Raw genomic sequence first — 19,779 nt, forward strand, 5'->3', positions numbered from 1 at the left:
GTGGCCAGCGAAGAGAAGCTCCTCGGGTACCTGAAGCGGGCCACCGCCGACCTGCGCGACACCCGCAGGCAGCTTGACGAGGCCACCGCCGCCGCGCGGGAGCCGATCGCCGTGGTGGGTATGGCCTGCCGCTTCCCCGGCGGGGTCGACACCCCCGACGCGCTGTGGGAGCTGCTCGCCGACGGCCGCGACGCGGTCACCGGGTTCCCGGCCGACCGCGGCTGGGACCTGGCCGCGCTGGGCCCGCGGATCACCGCGCACGGCGGCTTCCTCGCCGACGCCGCCGACTTCGACGCCGACTTCTTCGGCATCTCCCCGCGCGAGGCGCTGGCCATGGACCCGCAGCAGCGCGTCCTGCTGGAGACCGCGTGGGAGGCCGTCGAGCGGGCGGGCATCGACCCGGTCGGGCTGCGCGGCAGCGACACCGGGGTGTTCGTCGGCACCAACGGCCAGGAGTACGGCCACATCGTGCACGCCTCCGGCGAGGACGTCGGCGGGCACATCGGCACCGGCAGCGCGGCGAGCGTGCTGTCCGGCCGCGTCGCCTACGCGCTGGGCCTGGAAGGCCCCGCGGTCACCGTGGACACGGCGTGCTCGTCGTCGCTGGTCGCGCTGCACTGGGCGGCGCACGCCCTGCGCAAGGGGGAGTGCGGCGTCGCCATCGCCGGCGGCGTGACGGTCATGTCCTCGCCCGGGGCGTTCGTGGAGTTCCTGCGCCAGGGCGGGCTCGCCGAGGACGGGCGCTGCAAGGCGTTCGCCGAGGGAGCCGACGGCACCGGCTGGTCCGAGGGCGTCGGCGTGCTCGTGCTGGAGCGGCTCTCCGACGCGCGGGCGCGCGGTCACCGCGTGCTGGCCGTGCTGAGCGGGTCGGCGGTCAACTCCGACGGCGCCTCCAACGGCCTCACCGCGCCCAACGGCCCCGCCCAGCGGCGGGTCATCTGGCAGGCGCTGGAGTCCGCCGGAATCGGGCCGTCCGATGTGGACGTCGTTGAGGCGCACGGCACGGGCACCGCGCTGGGCGACCCGATCGAGGCCCAAGCGCTGCTGGCCACCTACGGCGTCGGCCGGGAGCGGCCGCTGCTGCTCGGCTCGGTGAAGTCGAACCTGGGGCACACCCAGGCCGCCGCCGGTGTGGCCGGGGTGCTGAAGGTGATCCTCGCCCTGGGGCACAACCGGCTGCCCGCCACGCTGCACGTCGGCACGCCCACCACGGCCGTCGACTGGTCGGCGGGGACCGTGCGGCTGGCCACCGAGGCGGTCGGGTGGGAGCCGGGGGAGCGGACCCGGCGGGCGGGTGTGTCGTCGTTCGGGCTCAGCGGCACCAACGCCCACGTGATCATCGAGCAGGCCCCGCACGACGATCAGCCGGAGGTCGTCGAAGCCCAGGTCGTCCCGCTGGTCTTCGCCGCGCGCACCGACGCCGCGCTGCGGGCGCGGGCGGCCGGGCTGCGGGACGCGCTGGCGTCCGGGTCGCCGACCGCGGTGGCCGCCGCCGCGGCGCGCAGCCGGGCCGGGCTGGAGCGCCGCGCGGCTGTCGTCGCCACCGACCGCCAGGGGCTCCTGGCGGGCCTGGACGCGGTCGCGGCCGGGCTGCCGGGGCCCAGGACCGGGGTCGCCGGGCGCGGCGGGCTGGCGTTCGCCTTCGCCGGGCAGGGCGCGCAGCGCGCCGGGATGGGCCGCGAGCTGCACGGCCGCCATCGGGTCTTCGCCGACGCGCTCGACGCCGTCCTCGACCTGCTGGACCCCGGTGTGCGGACGGCGCTGTTCGCCGACGCAGGCACGCCTGAGTCCGCCCTGCTGGACTCCACCGACCACACGCAGCCCGCCCTGTTCGCCGTCGAGGTCGCGCTGTTCCGCCTGCTGGAGTCCTGGGGCGTGCGCCCGGACTACCTCGTCGGGCACTCCATCGGCGAGATCGCCGCCGCGCACGTCGCGGGCGTGCTGACGCTGCCCGACGCGGCCCGCCTGGTCAGCGCGCGCGGCAGGCTGATGCGCGCGCTGCCCCCCGGCGGCGCGATGGTGGCCGTGCGGGCCTCGGAGGAGGAGGTCCGGCCGGTGCTCGGCGGCGGGGTCGCGCTGGCCGCCGTCAACGGCCCGGAGTCGGTCGTGCTCGCCGGTCCGGAGGCCGATGTGGACGCCGCCGTCGCGCGGCTCGGCAAGGGCAAGCGGCTGCGGGTCAGCCATGCCTTCCACTCGCCGCTGATGGACCCGATGCTCGCGGAGTTCCGCGAGGTCGCCGCCGATCTGGTCTACGCCGCCCCCCAGATCCCCATCGTCTCCACCGTCACCGGTGAGCCGTCCACTATGGACAGTGCGGAGTACTGGGTCGGCCAGGTGCGCGCCACCGTGCGCTTCGCCGACGCCGTCGCCTGGCTGGCCGCGGCCGGGGTCACCGCCGTCGCCGAGATCGGCCCGGACGGCTCGCTGACCCCGCACATCGAGGCGAGCGCGGGCCGCGCCGCCGCGGTGGCGGTGCTGCGCCGCGACCGCGGCGAGGACGAGGCCGTCACCACCGCCCTGGCCCACCTGCACGTGGCGGGCGCGCCGGTGGACTTCTCCGCCGTGCTGCCGCCGGCGCACGCCGACCTGCCCGGCTATCCGTTCCAGCGTGAGCGCTTCTGGCCGCGCACCCCCGACGGCCCGGTAGGCGACCCCGCCGACGCGGGCTTCTGGGCCGCGGTCGACTCCGGCGACCTCGACACCCTCGCCGCCGACCTGCGCGTGGACGGCGACTCCCTCGGCACCGTCGTGCCCGCGCTCGCCGCGTGGCGACGCCGCCGCCGCGAGCGGTTCATCACCGACGGGCTGCGCTACCGTGCCGTCTGGTCCCCGGTCTCCCTGCCCGACGCCGCCCCGGCAGGCCCCTGGCTGCTCGTGCTGCCCGAGGGCGAGGCGAGCGCGATCGCCGCCGCCATCGGCGCGGTCGCCACCGTCGCCACCACGGCGACCGACCGCCGAGGCGTCGCCGACGACCTGCGCCCCGCCCTCCTCGACGGCACGGTCTACGCGGGAGTCCTGGCGCTGACCCCGTCTCTGCCCACCGCCGCCGCCCTCCTCCAGGCGCTCGGCGACCTCGGCGTCGACGCCCCCCTGTGGTGCGCCACGACCGACGCCGAGACCGATCCCGCCCAGGCCGCCGTCTGGGGCTTCGGCCGCGTCGCCGCGCTGGAGCACCCCACCCGCTGGGGCGGACTGGTCGACCTGTCCGACCCCGCAGCCGACCCCGCTGCCCTCCCGGCCGCCTTCGCCTCGGGGGAGGAAGAACTGCGCCTGAGCGCCGACGGCGCGTTCGCCCGCCGTCTGCACTCGGCTCCCGACGGCGATGAGCCGGAGTCCCCGCTCGGCGCGGAGGGCACCGTTCTCGTCGCGGGCGCGGGCCGCGTCGGGCACGCCGTCGCCCGGATGCTGCTGCGCGACGGGGCCCACCGCGTCGTGCTCGCCTCCCGCACCGGGCACGCCGAGGACGGCCTCACCGGTACCGCCTGCGACCTCACCGACCCGGCCGCCGTCGCCGCCCTCGTCGCCGACATCCCCGACCTCGTTGCCGTCGTGCACGCTGTCGCCGCCAGTGCGGACAAGGCGGCGGACAAGGCGGCGGACAAGGTGATCGACACCGCCGACGCCGACCACCTCGCCGCCGCCCAGTCGGTAGCGACCAGCGCGGCGGTCCTGCACGCCGCGATCCCGGCACCCGTGCCGCTGCTGCTGCTCTCCTCCTTCGCGGGCGCGGTCGGCGTCCTCGGCCGCGCCGCCCACTCCGCCGCGCACGCCGCGCTGGCCGCCGTCGCCGCCCGCCGCCGCGCCGAGGGCCTGCCCGCCCGCGTCATCGCCTCCGGCCCCTGGGACCTGGCGGGCGACCCCGAGCCCTTCGGCCGCGGCGTCACCCCGGTCGAGGCCGACACCGCGTGGACCGCGCTGCGCCGCGGCGACGGCGATCTGGTGGTCGCCGCGGTCGACTGGCCCGCGTTCCTGGACATGGCGCTGCTCAGCAGGCCGGTGCCGCTGGTCGCCGACCTGCCCGCCGCCCACCGGGCCGCCACCGCCGCCGACGCCGACCGCCAGGGCTCCGCCGCGGTCGCCTCCGCCCTGCGCGACCGGCTCGTCGGTCTCGCCGAGGCCGACCGCGCCGAGGCCGTCCTCGACGCCGTGCGCACCGTCGCCGCGTCGGTCCTGCGCCACGCCGACCCGGCCGCCATCGACGCCGACCGCCCCTTCCGCGACCTCGGCGTCGACTCCCTCACCGCCGTCGAGCTGCGCAACGGCCTCGGCGCGCTGACCGGCCTCACCCTGCCCGCCACCCTCGTCTTCGACTACCCGACCCCGGCCGGGCTCGCCGCGCACCTGCTCGCCGAGCTGGTCGGCGGCGGCGAGACCTTCGTCCGCGCCGTGACCGGCGGCCGGGACGCCACGGACGGCGACCCCGCCGACCCGGTGGTGATTGTCGGCATGGCCTGCCGCTACCCCGGCGGCGTGCGCACGCCCGAGGACCTGTGGACGCTGCTGGCCGAGGGCCGCGACGGCGTCGGCGACTTCCCCGCCGACCGCGGCTGGGACCTGGCCGCCCTCAACGCCGACAGCGGTTTCGGCAGCTCCCGCACCCGCCAGGGCGCCTTCCTCGACGACGTCGCCGAGTTCGACGCCGCCTTCTTCGAGATCTCCCCGCGCGAGGCGCTGGCCATGGACCCGCAGCAGCGCCAGCTGCTGGAGGTCGCCTGGGAGTCGCTGGAGCGCGCGGGCATCGACCCGGCCACCCTGCGCGGGCACGACACCGGCGTCTACATCGGCACCAGCGGGCAGGACTACGCCGGCGTCGCCGCGCACGCCCGCGGCGAGGTGCTGGGCTACCTCAACAGCGGCAACTCGGCCAGCGTGCTGTCCGGGCGGCTGTCCTACGTGCTCGGGCTGGAAGGCCCGGCCGTCACCGTCGACACGGCGTGCTCCTCGTCGCTGGTCGCCCTGCACATCGCGGCGGGCGCGCTGCGCCGCGGCGAGTGCTCGCTGGCGCTGGCGGGCGGCGTGATGGTCATGGCGACCCCGGCCGGGTTCATCGAGTTCAGCGAGAACGGCGCGGTGTCCGGCGACGGGCGCTGCAAGGCCTTCGCCGACGCAGCCGACGGGGTCGGCTGGTCCGAGGGCGTCGGCGTGCTGGTGCTGGAGCGGCTGTCGCAGGCCCGCCGCAACGGGCACGAGGTGCTGGCCGTGGTCAAGGGCTCGGCGGTCAACCAGGACGGCGCGTCCAACGGCCTGACCGCGCCCAATGGGCCGTCGCAGCGGCGCGTCATCCGCGCCGCGCTCGCCGACGCCGGCCTCGAAGCCTCCGAGGTGGACGCCGTCGAGGCGCACGGCACCGGCACGACGCTGGGCGACCCGATCGAGGCCCAGGCGCTGCTGGCCACCTACGGCCAGGACCGCGACCGGCCGCTGCTGCTGGGGTCCATCAAGTCCAACATCGGCCACTCCCAGGCCGCGGCAGGCGTCGCGGGCGTCATCAAGGTCATCCTGGCGATGCGCGAGGGCGAGCTGCCGCGCACCCTGCACATCGACAAGCCGTCCACGCACGTCGACTGGACGGCCGGGTCGATCGACCTGCTCACCGAGGCGCGGCCATGGCCGGAGACCGCGACGCCGCGCCGTGCCGGCGTGTCGTCCTTCGGCGTCAGCGGGACCAACGCGCACGTCATCATCGAGCAGCCCCCCGCCGCCGAACCGCCGGAGCTGCCCGAAACCGCCGAACCGACCGTGCCCGCCGCCGTCGCGCTGGCGCTCTCGGCCAAGACCCCGGCCGCGCTGCGCGACCTGGCCGCCCGCCTGGCCGACCACCTGGACGCGCACCCCGACCTGGCGCCGCTCGACCTCGCCCACTCGTTGACCCTGCGCTCGGCGTTCCCGCACCGCGCGGCCGTGACCGCCGCCGACACCGCGCAGGCCATCGCCGGGCTGCGCCGCGTCGCTGAGGAGGGACCGGGCGCGGACCCGGTGCGCGGACGCCCCCGCACCGCCGCCCTGTTCTCCGGGCAGGGCGCCCAGCGCGCCCGCATGGGCCTGGAGCTGGCGGCCCGCTACCCGGTCTTCGCCGCCGCCTACCACGCGGTCGGCGACGCGCTGGCCGCCGAGGGCTTCGCGCTGCGCGAGGCACTCGACGGCGACCTCACCCGTACCGAGAACGCCCAGCCGGCGCTGTTCGCCTTCGAGGTCGCGCTGCACGCGCTGCTGGAGTCCTGGGGGGTGCGGCCGGACCTGCTGGTCGGGCACTCCGTCGGCGAGATCGCCGCCGCGCACGTCGCGGGCGTGTTCTCCCTGCCCGACGCCGCCAAGCTCGTCGTCGCCCGCGGCGCGCTCATGGGTGCGCTGCCGACCGGCGGGGCGATGGTCGCCGTCGGCGTTGCCGAGGCCGACGTGGGCGAGCTGCCCGACGGCGTCGTCGTCGCCGCCGTCAACGGCCCCGCCGCCTGTGTGCTGGCCGGTCCCGAGACCGAGGTGCTGGCCGCCGCCGCTGCCCTGGCCGACGCCGGCCACCGCACCAAGCGGCTGCGCGTCAGCCACGCCTTCCACACCCCGCTGATGGACCCGATGCTGGCGGCCTTCCGCGCCGTCGCGTCCACAGTGGAGTACCACGCCCCCGTGGTGCCGATCGTCTCGACGGTGACCGGCGGGGACGCCGCGTTCGACACCGCCGAGTACTGGGTGCGCCAGGTCCGCGAGCCGGTCCGCTTCGCCGCCGCCGTCACCGCGGCCGCCGAGCGCGGCGCGACCCTGTTCGTCGCGGTCGGCCCGGACGGCGCGCTCGCCGCGGGCGCGCAGCAGAGCGCCCCCGACGCGACCGCCGTGGCCACCCAGCGCGGCGACGACGAGGAGACCGCGCTGGTCGAGGCTGTCGCCCGCCTGCACACCGCGGGCGCGCCGGTCCGGCTCGCCGCGCTGTTCGACGGCACGGGAGCACGCCGCGTCCCGCTGCCGACCTACCCGTTCCAGACCACCCGCTACTGGCCCGACGGCATCGACCTCACCGCGGGCGACGTCACCGCCGCCGGTCTGCGCCCGGCCGAGCACCCGCTGCTCGGCGCGGCCGTCGACCTGCCCGACTCCGGCACGCTGATCTTCACCAGCGGCCTGTCGGTGGCCGGGAACGCCTGGCTGGCCGACCACGCGGTGATGGGCGCGGTCGTGCTGCCCGGCACCGCCTACCTCGAACTCGCCATCCGCGCCGCCGACGAGGCCGGGTGCGGCCGGGTCGAGGAGCTGACCCTGCACAGCCCGCTCGTGCTGCCGCCGACCGGGCGCGTGCACGTGCAGGTCGCCGTCGGCCCGGACGCCGGTGACGGCACCCGCCCGTTCAGCGTGCACGCCCGCCCGCAGGACGGCGCCACCCCGTGGACCCGCCACGCCGACGGCGTCCTCGCCGCCGACGCCGGAACCCCCGCCCCGACCGAGGCGGCCTGGCCGCCCGCCGACGCCGAGCCCATCGGCATCGACGGCTTCTACGACGGCCTGTCCTCCGGCGGCTTCGGCTACGGCCCCGGCTTCCAGGGCCTCACCGCGGCGTGGCGGCGCGGCGGCGACGTGCTCGCCGAGGTCGCCCTGCCCGACACCCCCGCCCAGGCCGACGCGGCCGCCTTCGGCCTGCACCCGGCCGTCCTCGACGCCGTGCAGCACGCCGCCGCGTTCGCCCTGCCCGCCGACACCGGCGGCAGGCTCCCGTTCTCGTGGTCCGGGGTGACCCTGCACGCCTCCGGCGCCTCCGCCGTGCGCGTGCGGATGACCCCCACCGGGCCGGACTCGGTCGCCATCGCCGTCTTCGACACCGACGGCGAGCCGGTCGCGACCCTGGACTCGCTCACCCTGCGCCCGGTCGCGGGCATCGAGGCCCCGGCCGCGGCGCTCGACCCCGTGCTGCGCGTCGACTGGATCGAGGTCGCGGCCACCGGAGCCGACCTCCCGCCGACCGCGGGCGCCGACCTCGATCTGTCCGAAGTCGATGACACCGTCGCGGTCCTGCTCGACGGCCGCTCCGATGACCCGGTCGCCGCCACGCACGCGCTGAGCGCGCGGGTGCTGCGGCTGTGCCAGGAGTGGATCTCCCGCACCCGGGCCGCCGAGGCCCGACTGGTGTTCATCACCACCGGCGCGGCCGGCCTGCCGGGCGAGCCGGTCGCCGACCTCGCCGCGACGGCGGCCTGGGGCCTGGTCCGCTCCGCCCAGCAGGAGGAGCCCGGCCGCTTCCGCATCGTCGACCTGGAAGACGGGGCCCCGGAGACCGACTTGGCCGCCGCGCTGTCGGTGGACGAGCCGCAGGTCGCCGTCCGCGGCGGCAAGGTCCTGGTGCCCCGCCTGGCCCGCGTCCCCGCCGACGCCGGGCAGCGCGAGTGGCCGCTGGTCGACCCCGACCGCACCGTGCTGCTCGCGGGCGGCACCGGCGGGCTCGGCGCGATGCTGGCCCGCCACCTCGTCACCCAGCACGGCGCCCGCGAGCTGCTGCTGGCCAGCAGGCGCGGGCACAGCGCCGACGGTGTGGCCGAGCTGGTCGCCGAACTGGGCGAGCTGGGCGCGCGGGTCACCGTCGCCGCCTGCGACCTCGCCGACCCCGACGCCACCCGCGCGCTCGTCGCGGCGGCCGAGCCGCCGGTCGGCGCGGTCGTGCACGCCGCCGGTGTCCTGGACGACGGTGTCCTGACCTCTTTGGACGCCGAGCGGATGTCCGGGGTGCTGCGGCCCAAGGTCGACGTCGCCTGGAGCCTGCACACCGCGACCGCCGACCTCGACCTGACCGCGTTCCTGGCCTACTCCTCGGTCTCCGGCACACTCGGCAGCCCCGGCCAGGCCAACTACGCCGCCGCCAACTCCTGGGTCGACGCCCTCATGCACCACCGCGCCGCCGAGGGCCGCGCCGGGCAGGCGCTGGTCTGGGGGCCGTGGGCCCAGGACGGCGGCCTCACCGGCACGCTCACCGCGGCCGACATGGCCCGCATGGCCCGCTCCGGCATGCCCGCCATGCCCACCGAGACCGGCCTCGCCCTCTTCGACGCCGCCGTCGCCACCGCCGAGCCGGTCGTCGCCCCGCTGCACCTGGACCTCGCCGTGCTGCGCGGGCAGTTCGAGGTGCCGTCGATGCTGCGCGGCCTCGTGCCCGCCGTGCGCCGCTCGGCCGCCAAGGCCACCTCCGACGCCGCCCGCGCGCTGTCCGACGCGCTGTCGGCGCTGCCCGAGGACGAGCGCGAGGGCGCGCTCGCCGAGATCGTCGCCGGCCAGGTCGCCGTCGTTCTCGGCCACGCGGGCACCGACGCCGTCGACCCCGAGCGGCCCTTCACCGAACTCGGCTTCGACTCGCTGACCTCGGTGGACCTGCGCAACCGCCTCAACGCCGCCACCGGTCTGCGCCTGCCGGCCACCCTCGTCTTCGACTACCCGACCCCGGCCGCCCTCGCCGCCTACCTCGGCGGGGAGCTGCTGGGCTCGCTCGCCGAGTCTCCCGCCGCGGGGACCACCGCGCGCGTGGCCGCCGACGACCCGATCGTCATCGTCGGCATGGGCTGCCGCTACCCCGGCGGCATCCGCTCCCCGGAGGACCTGTGGCGGGCGGTGACCGACGGCGTGGACGCGGTCACCACCTTCCCCACCGACCGCGGCTGGGACGTCGAGGGGCTCTACCACCCCGACCCGAACAACCCGGGCACCTCCTACAGCCGCGAAGGCGGCTTCCTGCACGAGGCCCCCGAGTTCGACGCCGCGTTCTTCGGCATGAGCCCGCGCGAGGCGATGGCGACCGACTCCCAGCAGCGGCTGCTGCTGGAGGCGTCGTGGGAGGCCGTCGAGCGCGCCGGCATCGACCCGGCCGAGCTGCGCGGCAGCCGCACCGGCGTGTTCGTCGGCATCATGTACAGCGACTACACCTTCACCCTGTTCGGCGCTTCCGACGCGGAGGGCTACCAGGGCAACGGCAGCGGCGGCAGCGTCGCCTCCGGCCGCGTCGCCTACACCCTCGGCCTGGAAGGCCCGGCGATCACCGTCGACACGGCCTGCTCGTCGTCGCTGGTGACCCTGCACCTGGCCGCGCAGGCGCTGCGCAACGGCGAGTGCGACATGGCGCTGGCCGGCGGCGCGACCGTCATGTCGACGCCGAACGTGTTCGTCGACTACTCCCGCCAGCGCGCCATCTCCGCCGACGGGCGCTGCAAGTCCTTCTCCGACAGCGCGGACGGCGTCGGCTGGGCCGAGGGCGTCGGCATGCTCGTGCTGGAGCGGATGTCCGACGCCCGCCGCAACGGCCACCGCGTGCTGGCCGTCGTGCGCGGCTCGGCGATCAACCAGGACGGCGCGTCCAACGGCCTCACCGCGCCCAACGGCCCCGCGCAGCAGCGCGTCATCCGGGCCGCGCTGGCCAGCGCGGGCCTCTCGACCTCGGAGGTGGACCTGGTCGAGGCGCACGGCACCGGCACGACGCTGGGCGACCCGATCGAGGCCCAAGCCGTGCTGGCCACCTACGGCCAGGACCGCGAGGTGCCGCTGCTGCTGGGCTCCATCAAGTCCAACCTGGGCCACACCCAGGCCGCCGCGGGCGTGGCGGGCGTGATCAAGGTCGTGCAGGCCATGCGCCATGGCGTCGCCCCGCGCTCGCTGCACCTGGGCGAGCCGTCCTCGCACGTCGACTGGACCGAAGGCCACGTCGCCCTGCTCGCCGAGTCGCGGGCGTGGCCGGAGACCGGCCGCCCGCGCCGCGCCGGGGTGTCGTCCTTCGGCATCTCGGGCACCAACGCGCACGCCATCATCGAGCAGGCCCCCGACGAGCCCGCGCCCGCCGCCGGGACCGCCCCCGGGCACCTGCCGCTGCTGCTGACGGCCAAGACCGCCGCCGCGCTGCGCGGGCAGGCCGCCCGCCTGCTCGACCACCTCGACGGCTCCGACCCGGCGTCCGCGAACCTGCTCGACGTCGCCTTCTCGCTGGCGACCACCCGCGCGCACTTCGAGCACCGCGCCGCGATCACCGCCGCCACCCGCGCCGACGCGCTCGGCGCGCTGACCGCGCTCGCCGCGGGCGGCCACGCCCAAGGCGCGTCGGTGGGCATCACCCGGCGCACCAGGACCGGGTTCCTGTTCGCCGGGCAGGGCAGCCAGCGCGCGGGCATGGGCCGCGAGCTGGCCGCCCGCTTCCCCGTCTTCGCCGCCGCGCTGGACGAGGCGATCGCCGCCGTGGACGCCGAACTCGACCGGCCGCTGCGCGAGATCCTGTTCGCCGCCGCCGACGAGCCGGACGCCGACCTGCTGCACGACACCGCCTACACCCAGCCCGCGCTGTTCGCCGTCGAGGTGGCGCTGTTCCGCCTCGTCCGGTCCTGGGGTGTGCGGCCCGACCACCTGGTGGGGCACTCGGTCGGCGAGATCGCCGCCGCGCACGTGGCCGGGGTGCTGTCGCTGGCCGACGCCGCCGCGCTGGTCGTCGCCCGCGGCAGGCTGATGGGCGCGCTGCCCGGGGGCGGGGCCATGGTCGCCGTCGCCGCGCCCGAGGACGACATCGCCGCCCTGCTGCCCGACGGGGTGGAAATCGCCGCGGTCAACGCCCCGCGCGCGGTCGTCATCGCCGGGCCCGAGGAAGCGGTGCTGGCCGCCGCCGAGACGATGCCGTGGAAGACGACCAGGCTGCGGGTCAGCCACGCCTTCCACTCCGCGCTCATGGAGCCGATGCTCGCCGACTTCCGCGAGATCGCCGCCGGGCTCGCCTACACCCCGCCGACCATCCCGATCGTGTCCACCGTGACCGGCCTGCCCGCCGCGGCCGAGGAGTTGTGCTCGCCGGACTACTGGGTCGACCAGGTCCGCTCCGCCGTCCGCTTCGCCGACGCCGTGGCGTGGCTGGTCGGCAACGGCGTCGGCACGCTGGTCGAGATCGGGCCGGACGGCTCCCTCGCCGCGGCGGCGACCGACACGGCGGGCGAGACAGCCGTCACCGTCGTGCCCGTGCAGCGCCGCCACCGCGACGAGGAGTCCGCCGCCGTCGCCGCGCTGAGCGCGCTCGCCGTCGCCGGAGCGCCCGTGCGCTGGTCGGCGTTCTTCGACGGCACCGGAGCCCGGCGCGTCGACCTGCCCACCTACGCCTTCGAGCACCGCCACTACTGGCCGCAGGGCCTGCGCCTGATGTCCGGTGGGCTCGACGCGCTCGGCCTCGGCCCGGCCGGGCACCCGCTGCTGGCCGCCGCCGTCGAGCTGACCGAGACCGGCGGCTGGCTGTTCACCGGCAGCCTGTCCACCGAGGTGCAGCCGTGGCTGGCCGACCACGCCGTGCTGGGCGCGGTGGTCGTGCCCGGCACCGCGCTGCTCGACCTCGTCGGCCGCGCCGCCGAGCACGCGGGCTGCCCCCGGGTGGACGAGTTGACCCTGGAGCAGCCGCTGGTGCTGCCCGAGAACACCGCCGTGCGCGTGCAGGTCTGCCTCGGCGCCGCCGACGCCGCGGGCGCGCGCCCGGTGACCGTCCACTCACGACACGACGCGGACGGCCCGTGGACCCGCAACGCCACCGGCACGGCCACCCCCGAGCCCGGCCCGGCCGCCGGGCTCGGCGGGCAGTGGCCACCCGCCGGTGCCGAGCCCGTCGACCTCGACGGCTTCTACGAGCGCGCCGCCGCCGACGGCTTCGCCTACGGACCGGTCTTCCAGGGCCTGGCCGCGGTGTGGCGGCGCGGGGACGAGGTGTTCGCCGAGACCGCGCTGCCCGAGGAGCACCGCGCCGCCGCCGGAGCCTTCGGCCTGCACCCCGCGCTGCTGGACGCCGCGCTGCAGGCCGTCGGCTTCGTCGGCGGTGACTCCGGCCTCTCCGGCGGCAGGCTCCCGTTCTCCTGGCGGGGCGCGACCCTGCACGCGGAGGGCGCCTCGGCGCTGCGCGTGCGGCTGGCCCCGGCCGGTCCGTCGGCGGTCTCGCTGACCGTCGCCGACCCGACCGGCGCGCCGGTCGCCACCGTCGACTCGCTGGTGCTGCGCGCCCTGGCCGCCGACCAGGTGGGCGCCTCCGCCGCCCGCGACGCGGTCTTCGGCGTCGAGTGGGTCGCCGTCGCCCCGGCCGAGCCCGGCCCCGGCGTGGTCGTCGGCGAGATCCCGGGCCTCGGCCTGCCCTCGGTCGCCGACCTCGACGCCGCCGTGGGCGCGCCCACGGTGTACCTGCCGGTCGCCGCCGCCGACGGCGCGCTGCCCGAGGCGGTCCGCGAGGTGACCGGCCGCGTGCTGGCGCTGTTGCAGACCTGGCTGGCCGACGAGCGCTTCGCCGCCGCGCGCCTGGTCCTGGTGACCTCCGGCGCGGTCGAGAGCCCGGCCGTCGACCCGGCGCTGGCCGCCGGGTGGGGCCTGGCCCGCTCCGCCCAGTCGGAGAACCCCGGCCGCGTCGTGCTGGCCGACCTGTCCGACCTCGACGGCCGTTCGGCCGCCGCGCTGCCCGCCCTGGTCGCCACCGGGGAGCCGCAGCTGGCCGTCCGCGACGGCAGGGGCACCGCGCCCCGGCTGGCCAGGGTCCGCCTCCAGCCCGAACCCTCCACATGGGACCCCGAAGGCGCGGTGCTGGTCACCGGCGGCACCGGCGGCCTCGGCTCGCTGGTCGCGCGCAGGCTCGTCGCCGAGCACGGCGTGCGCCGGATCGTGCTGGCCTCCCGCCGCGGCCCGGACGCGCCCGGCGCCACCGAGCTGGCGGGCGCGCTGACCGACCTCGGCGCCGAGGTCAGCATCGTGCGCTGCGCCGTGGACGACCGCGCCGCCCTCGCCCGCGTCGTCGCCGCGCACCCGCTGACCGCCGTCGTGCACACCGCCGGTGTCCTGGACGACGGCGTCATCGCCTCCCTCACCCCCGAGCGGATCGACGCCGTGCTGCGGCCCAAGGTCGACGCCGCCTGGCACCTGCACGAACTCGCCCCCGACGCCGACCTGATCCTCTTCTCCTCCGTCGCGGGCACCATGGGCGCGGCGGGCCAGGGCAACTACGCCGCCGCGAACGCCGCTCTCGACGCGCTCGCCGCCCGCCGCGTCGCCGACGGCGGCCGGGGCCGGGCGCTGGCCTGGGGCGCGTGGGCCCAGACCAGCGGCATGACCGGCACCCTGTCGGAGGCCGACGTCGCCAGGATGGCCCGCTCCGGCATGCCGCCGCTGACCGAGGAGCAGGGCATCGCCCTGTTCGATGCCACCGCCTTCGGCGACGGCCCCGCCGCGCTGCTGCCGGTGCGCCTGGACCTGGGCACGCTGCGCCAGGCCCCGGAGCTGCCGCACCTGTTCCGCGGCCTGGTCCGCGCCCCCGCCCGCCGCGCCGCGCAGGGCGCGGGCGAGCTGGCCAAGGCGCTGGCCGGGAAGTCCGAGGCCGAGCGCAGGGCGCTGGTCCTCGACCAGGTCCGCACCCAGGTCGCCCAGGTGCTCGGGCACTCCGGCACCGCCGAGATCGCCCCCGAGCGCGCGTTCAGCGAGATCGGCTTCGACTCGCTGACCGCCGTGGAACTGCGCAACACCCTCACCGCCGCCACGGGTCTGCGCCTTCCGGCGACCCTGGTGTTCGACTACCCGACCCCGCTGGCCCTCGCCGAGCACATCCTGGCCTCGGTGTCCGAGGCGGACGCCCCGGTCGCCGGCCCGGTCGCGGCGGTGTCCTCCGACACCGACCCGATCGTCATCGTCGGCATGGCCTGCCGCTACCCGGGCGGGGTCGCGACGCCGGAGGACCTGTGGCGGCTCGTCGCCGACGGCGTGGACGCCACCAGCGCCTTCCCCGCCGACCGCGGCTGGGACCTCGCCGCCGCCGGTGACCTCGACATCGACGCCGACGTGCTGCGCGGCGGCTTCCTGCACACCGCCGGCGACTTCGACGCCGACTTCTTCGGGATGAGCCCGCGCGAGGCGCTGGCCACCGACGCCCAGCAGCGGCTGCTGCTGGAGACCGCGTGGGAGGCCGTGGAGCGCGCCGGGGTCCAGCCGCGCTCGCTGCGCGGCAGCCGGACCGGCGTGTTCGTCGGCGTCATGTACAGCGACTACGGGATGCTGCTGCGCGGCACCCCGGAGACCGGCGGCTACCAGGGCAACGGCAGCGCGGGCAGCGTCGCCTCCGGGCGCGTGTCCTACACCCTCGGCCTGGAGGGGCCGGCCGTCACCGTAGACACGGCCTGCTCGTCGTCGCTGGTCTCGCTGCACCTGGCCGCCCAGTCGCTGCGCTCGGGGGAGTGCACCCTGGCACTGGCGGGCGGCGTCACCGTGATGGCGACCCCGACGCCGTTCGCCGAGTTCATCGCCCAGCGCGGCCTGTCCTCCGACGGGCGCTGCAAGTCCTTCTCCGACAGCGCCGACGGCGTCGGCTGGTCCGAGGGCGTGGGCATCCTGGTGCTGGAGCGCCTGTCGGACGCGCGCCGCAACGGGCACGAGGTGTTGGCGGTGGTGCGGGGTTCGGCGGTGAACCAGGACGGCGCGTCGAACGGGCTGACCGCGCCGAACGGCCCGTCGCAGCAGCGGGTGATCCGCCAGGCCCTGGCCAACGCCGGGCTGCGGCCGTCCGATGTGGACCTCCTGGAGGCGCACGGCACCGGCACGACGCTGGGCGACCCGATCGAGGCGCAGGCAGTCATGGCGGCCTACGGGCAGGACCGGGATCGGCCGATGCTGCTCGGGTCGGTCAAGTCCAACCTGGGCCACACCCAGGCCGCAGCCGGGGTCGCCGGCGTGATCAAGGTCGTGCAGGCGATGCGGCACGGGGTGGTCCCGCGGTCGCTGTTCGCGGGCACCCCGTCGAGCAAGGTCGACTGGGCCGAGGGCGACGTGGAACTGGTCGCCGAGACCGTCGCCTGGCCCGAGGTCGGACGTCCGCGCCGGGCCGGGGTGTCCTCGTTCGGCATCAGTGGGACCAACGCGCACGTGGTCATCGAGCAGGCCGAGTCCGCTGCCGCCGCGCCGAAGCAGGACGGCCCGGTCGTGTGGCCGCTGTCGGCCAGGACGCCCGCCGCGCTGCGCGCCCAGGCCGCCCGCCTGCGCGCCCACCTGGCCGCCCACCCCGACTACGACCCCGCCGCCGTCGGCAGGACGCTGGCCGTCGAGCGCACCGCCTTCGAGCACCGCGCCGTCCTCGTCGGCGACCTGCCCGCCGCCCTCGCCGCCCTCGCCGACGGCGCACCCGCCGCCGGACTGGTCGAAGGCGTCACGCGCGGCACCCCGCGCCTGGGCGCGCTGTTCGCCGGGCAGGGCTCGCAGCGCGCGGGCATGGGCCTGGAGCTGGCCGAGACCTTCCCGGCCTTCGCCGCCGCGTTCGACGACGCCCTCGCCGCGCTGGACGCCGAGTCCGGCTGGTCGCTGCGCGCCGCCGTCGCCGACCCTGACGCGCTGGAGCGCACGGAGGTCGCCCAGCCCGCGCTGTTCGCGCTGGAGGTCGCGCTGTACCGGCTCGCCGAGTCCTTCGGCGTGGTCCCGGAGTTCCTCGTGGGGCACTCGGTCGGCGAGATCGCCGCCGCGCACGTCTCCGGCGTGCTCTCCCTGGCCGACGCGGCCGCGCTCGTCGTCGCCCGGGGCAGGCTTATGCAGGCGCTGCCCGCAGGCGGTGCGATGACCGCGATCCAGGCCACCGAAGCCGAGGTGGCCGCCGCGCTGTCCGGGCTGGTCGACATCGCCGCCGTCAACGGCCCGGAGTCCGTGGTCGTCTCCGGCGAGGCCGAGGCCGTCCGCGAGGTCGCCGGCCTGTTCGCCGCCGCGGGCCGCAAGGTCCGCGCGCTGCGCGTCTCCCACGCCTTCCACTCGGCACTGATGGAGCCGATGCTGGCCGACTTCCGCACGGTGCTGGACAAGCTGACCTTCGGCGAGCCCCGCATCCCGATCGTGTCGACGCTGACCGGCGCCGCCCAGACCCCCGACACCGCCGCCCGCTGGGTCGACTACTGGGTCGGGCACGCCCGCTCGGCCGTGCGCTTCGGCGACGCGCTCGCCTGGTGCGCCGACCACGGGGTGGAGGCGTTCGTGGAGTTCGGGCCGGACAGCACGCTCAGCGCGCTGGCGACCGGGTCCACGCCGCTGCTGCGCTCCTCGCGGCCCGAACCCGAGGCGCTGCTGTCCGGACTGGGATCGCTGCACGTCAGCGGCGTGCCGGTCGACTGGACCCCGCTGTTCGGCTCGTCCGGCCGCGCGGTCCTGCCCACCTACGCCTTCCAGCACCGCCGCTTCTGGCCCGTCGCCGTCGCCCCCTCCGGCGACGCCGCGGCGATCGGGCTGGGCGCGGCCGAGCACCCGCTGCTCGGCGCGGCCGTGGACCTGCCCGACTCGGCCGGTCACCTGGCCACCGGCAGGCTCGGCGTCCGGTCGCACCCGTGGCTGGCCGACCACGCCCTCTTCGGCGCGACCGTCGTCCCCGGCGCGGCGCTGCTGGAACTGGCCGTGCGGGCCGGTGACCAGGTGGGCTGCCCGGCCGTGCGCGAGCTGGCGATGGCCGCGCCGCTGGTGCTGCCGTCCGAGGGCGGTGTCCAGGTGCAGGTGGCCGTCGGCGGGCCGGACGCGGCGGGGGAGCGGTCCGTGCGCGTGTACTCCCGAGCCTCGGCCGACGCCGACTGGGTCCGCAACGCCGACGGCGTCCTGACCCCGGAAACCACGCCGCCGCAGGCGCTTCCCGCCGAATGGCCGCCCGCAGGCGCGGAGCCGATCGACCTCGGCGGCTTCTACGACTCCTTCGCCGACAGCGGCTTCGCCTACGGCCCGGCGTTCCAGGGCGTCCGCGCCGCCTGGCGCGCTGACGGAGCCGTGTACGCCGACCTCGCCCTGGACACCGACCAGCGTGCGGCAGCGGGCTCCTTCGGCCTGCACCCGGCCCTGCTCGACGCCGCCCTGCAGACGGTCTCCCTGCTCGACCTCGGCGACGGGGCCGCGCTGGTCCCGTTCCTCTGGGACGGCGCGACCCTGCACGCCGCCGGAGCCGCCGACCTGCGCGTGCGAGTCGCCCCGTCAGGCGTCGACGCGGTGTCCATCACCGCCACCGACCCTGCGGGCAACCCGGTGCTGACGGTGCGCTCCCTGGCCCTGCGCGCCGCCGCCGTGGCCGGGCCCGCCCCGGCCGACCCGCTGTTCGCGGTCCGCTGGACCCCGGCCACCCCCGGCACCGCTCCGGAGTGGACGGTCCTCGCCGACGCCGACCGCGACGCCCTGCCCTTGGTGGTCGTCGCCGACATCACCGCCGACGGCCCGGTGCCGGCCGCCGTCCGCGCCGCCACCACCGAGACGCTCGCGCTGCTGCACGACTGGCTGGACGACCCGCGCTGCGCGGGCACCCGCCTCGCCTTGCGCACGCGGGGGGCCACGACCGACATCGCCCTCGCCGCCGCGTGGGGCTTGGTCCGCGCCGCGCAGTCCGAGCACCCCGGCCGCTTCCAGCTCATCGACGCCACCCCGCAGGACACCGCAGCCGCCCTGTCGGTGGACGAACCGCAGGTCCTCGTGCGCGGCGGAGAGGTCCTGGTCGGCAGGCTCGCGCCGGTCGAACCCAGCACCGCCGAACCCGCACCCTGGACCGGGCCGGTCGTCATCACCGGCGGCACCGGCGGACTCGGCGGTCTGCTCGCCCGCCACCTCGCCGCCCAGGGCCGGGCACGCGAACTCGTCCTCCTCAGCAGGCGCGGCCCCGACGCGCCCGGCGCGGCCGAACTGGCCGCCGAGCTGGAGGGCCTGGGCGCGCGGGTCACCGTCGCGGCCTGCGACGCCGCCGACCGCACCGCGCTCGCCGCGGTGCTGGCCGAGCACCCGCCCGCCGCCGTCATCCACACCGCGGGCGTCCTCGACGACGGCGTCCTCGCCGCGCAGACCGCCGACCGGGTCGACGCGGTGCTGCGGCCCAAGGTCGACGCCGCCTGGCACCTGCACGAACTCGCCCCCGACGCCGAACTGGTCCTGTACTCCTCGGTGGCGGGCACCTTCGGCAACGCGGGCCAGGCCAACTACGCCGCCGCCAACGCCGCGCTCGACGCCATCGCCGAACTGCGCCGCGCCGCCGGGCTGCCCGGCCGCTCGATCGTGTGGGGCGCGTGGTCGGCCGAGTCCGGCATGACCGGCACCCTGGCCGAGGCCGACCTGCGCAGGCTGGCCCGCATGGGCACGCCCGCCATCGGCCCGGAGGACGGCCTGTCCTTCTTCGACAGGGCGAGCGCCGCCGACGTCGCCGTGCCGATCGCCCTGCGCCTGGACCGCGCCGCGCTGCGCGCCGCCGGTCCGGTGCCGCCGCTGCTGTCGGCGGTCGTCGGCGGACCCGCCCGCCGGGCCGCGGCCGAGGCCGCACCGGCCGACCTCGCCGCCCAGCTCGCCGTGCTGTCCGAAGAGGACCGCGCGGGCGCCATCCGGGCCGTGGTGCTCGGACAGGTGGCCGCCGTGCTCGGCCACGACCCGGCCGACCTCGACCCGGCGCGCGGCTTCACCGAGCTGGGCTTCGACTCGCTGACCGCCGTCGAGCTGCGCAACCGGCTCGACGCCGCCTCCGGCCTGCGCCTGCCCGCGACGCTGGTGTTCGACCACCCCACCGTCGACGCGGTCACCGCGCTGCTCGCCGAGCAGCTGGTCCCCGCCGACACCGGGCCGGACGCGCTCGCCGAGCTCGACCGGGTCGACAAGCTGCTCACCGCGGCCGCGCCCGACCCCGGCGCCCGCAGGGAGATCACCGACCGGCTGCGCGCCCTGCTGCTCAAGTGGGGCGGCGACGACCCGGCCGAGGAGGGGGTGGACTCGCGCATCAGCGGGTCCAGCGCCGAGGAGATCTTCGCCTTCATCGACAACGAACTCCGGATCGACTGACGCCGTGCGAGGGCCGCGATGAAC

General features: G+C 77.2%; 1 protein-coding gene. It reads left to right on the top strand.

Translation table 11 applies throughout. The annotated features are described in order from the left end of the window. Nucleotides 1-19,755 (top strand): SDR family NAD(P)-dependent oxidoreductase, encoded by a 19,755-nt coding sequence (locus tag ACFPM7_RS25430; RefSeq protein WP_378250294.1) that lies wholly within the window; start codon nucleotides 1-3, stop codon nucleotides 19,753-19,755. Nucleotides 19,756-19,779: the final 24 nt, after the last annotated feature.

This window comes from Actinokineospora guangxiensis (assembly GCF_042657845.1).
Lineage (GTDB): Bacteria > Actinomycetota > Actinomycetes > Mycobacteriales > Pseudonocardiaceae > Actinokineospora > Actinokineospora guangxiensis.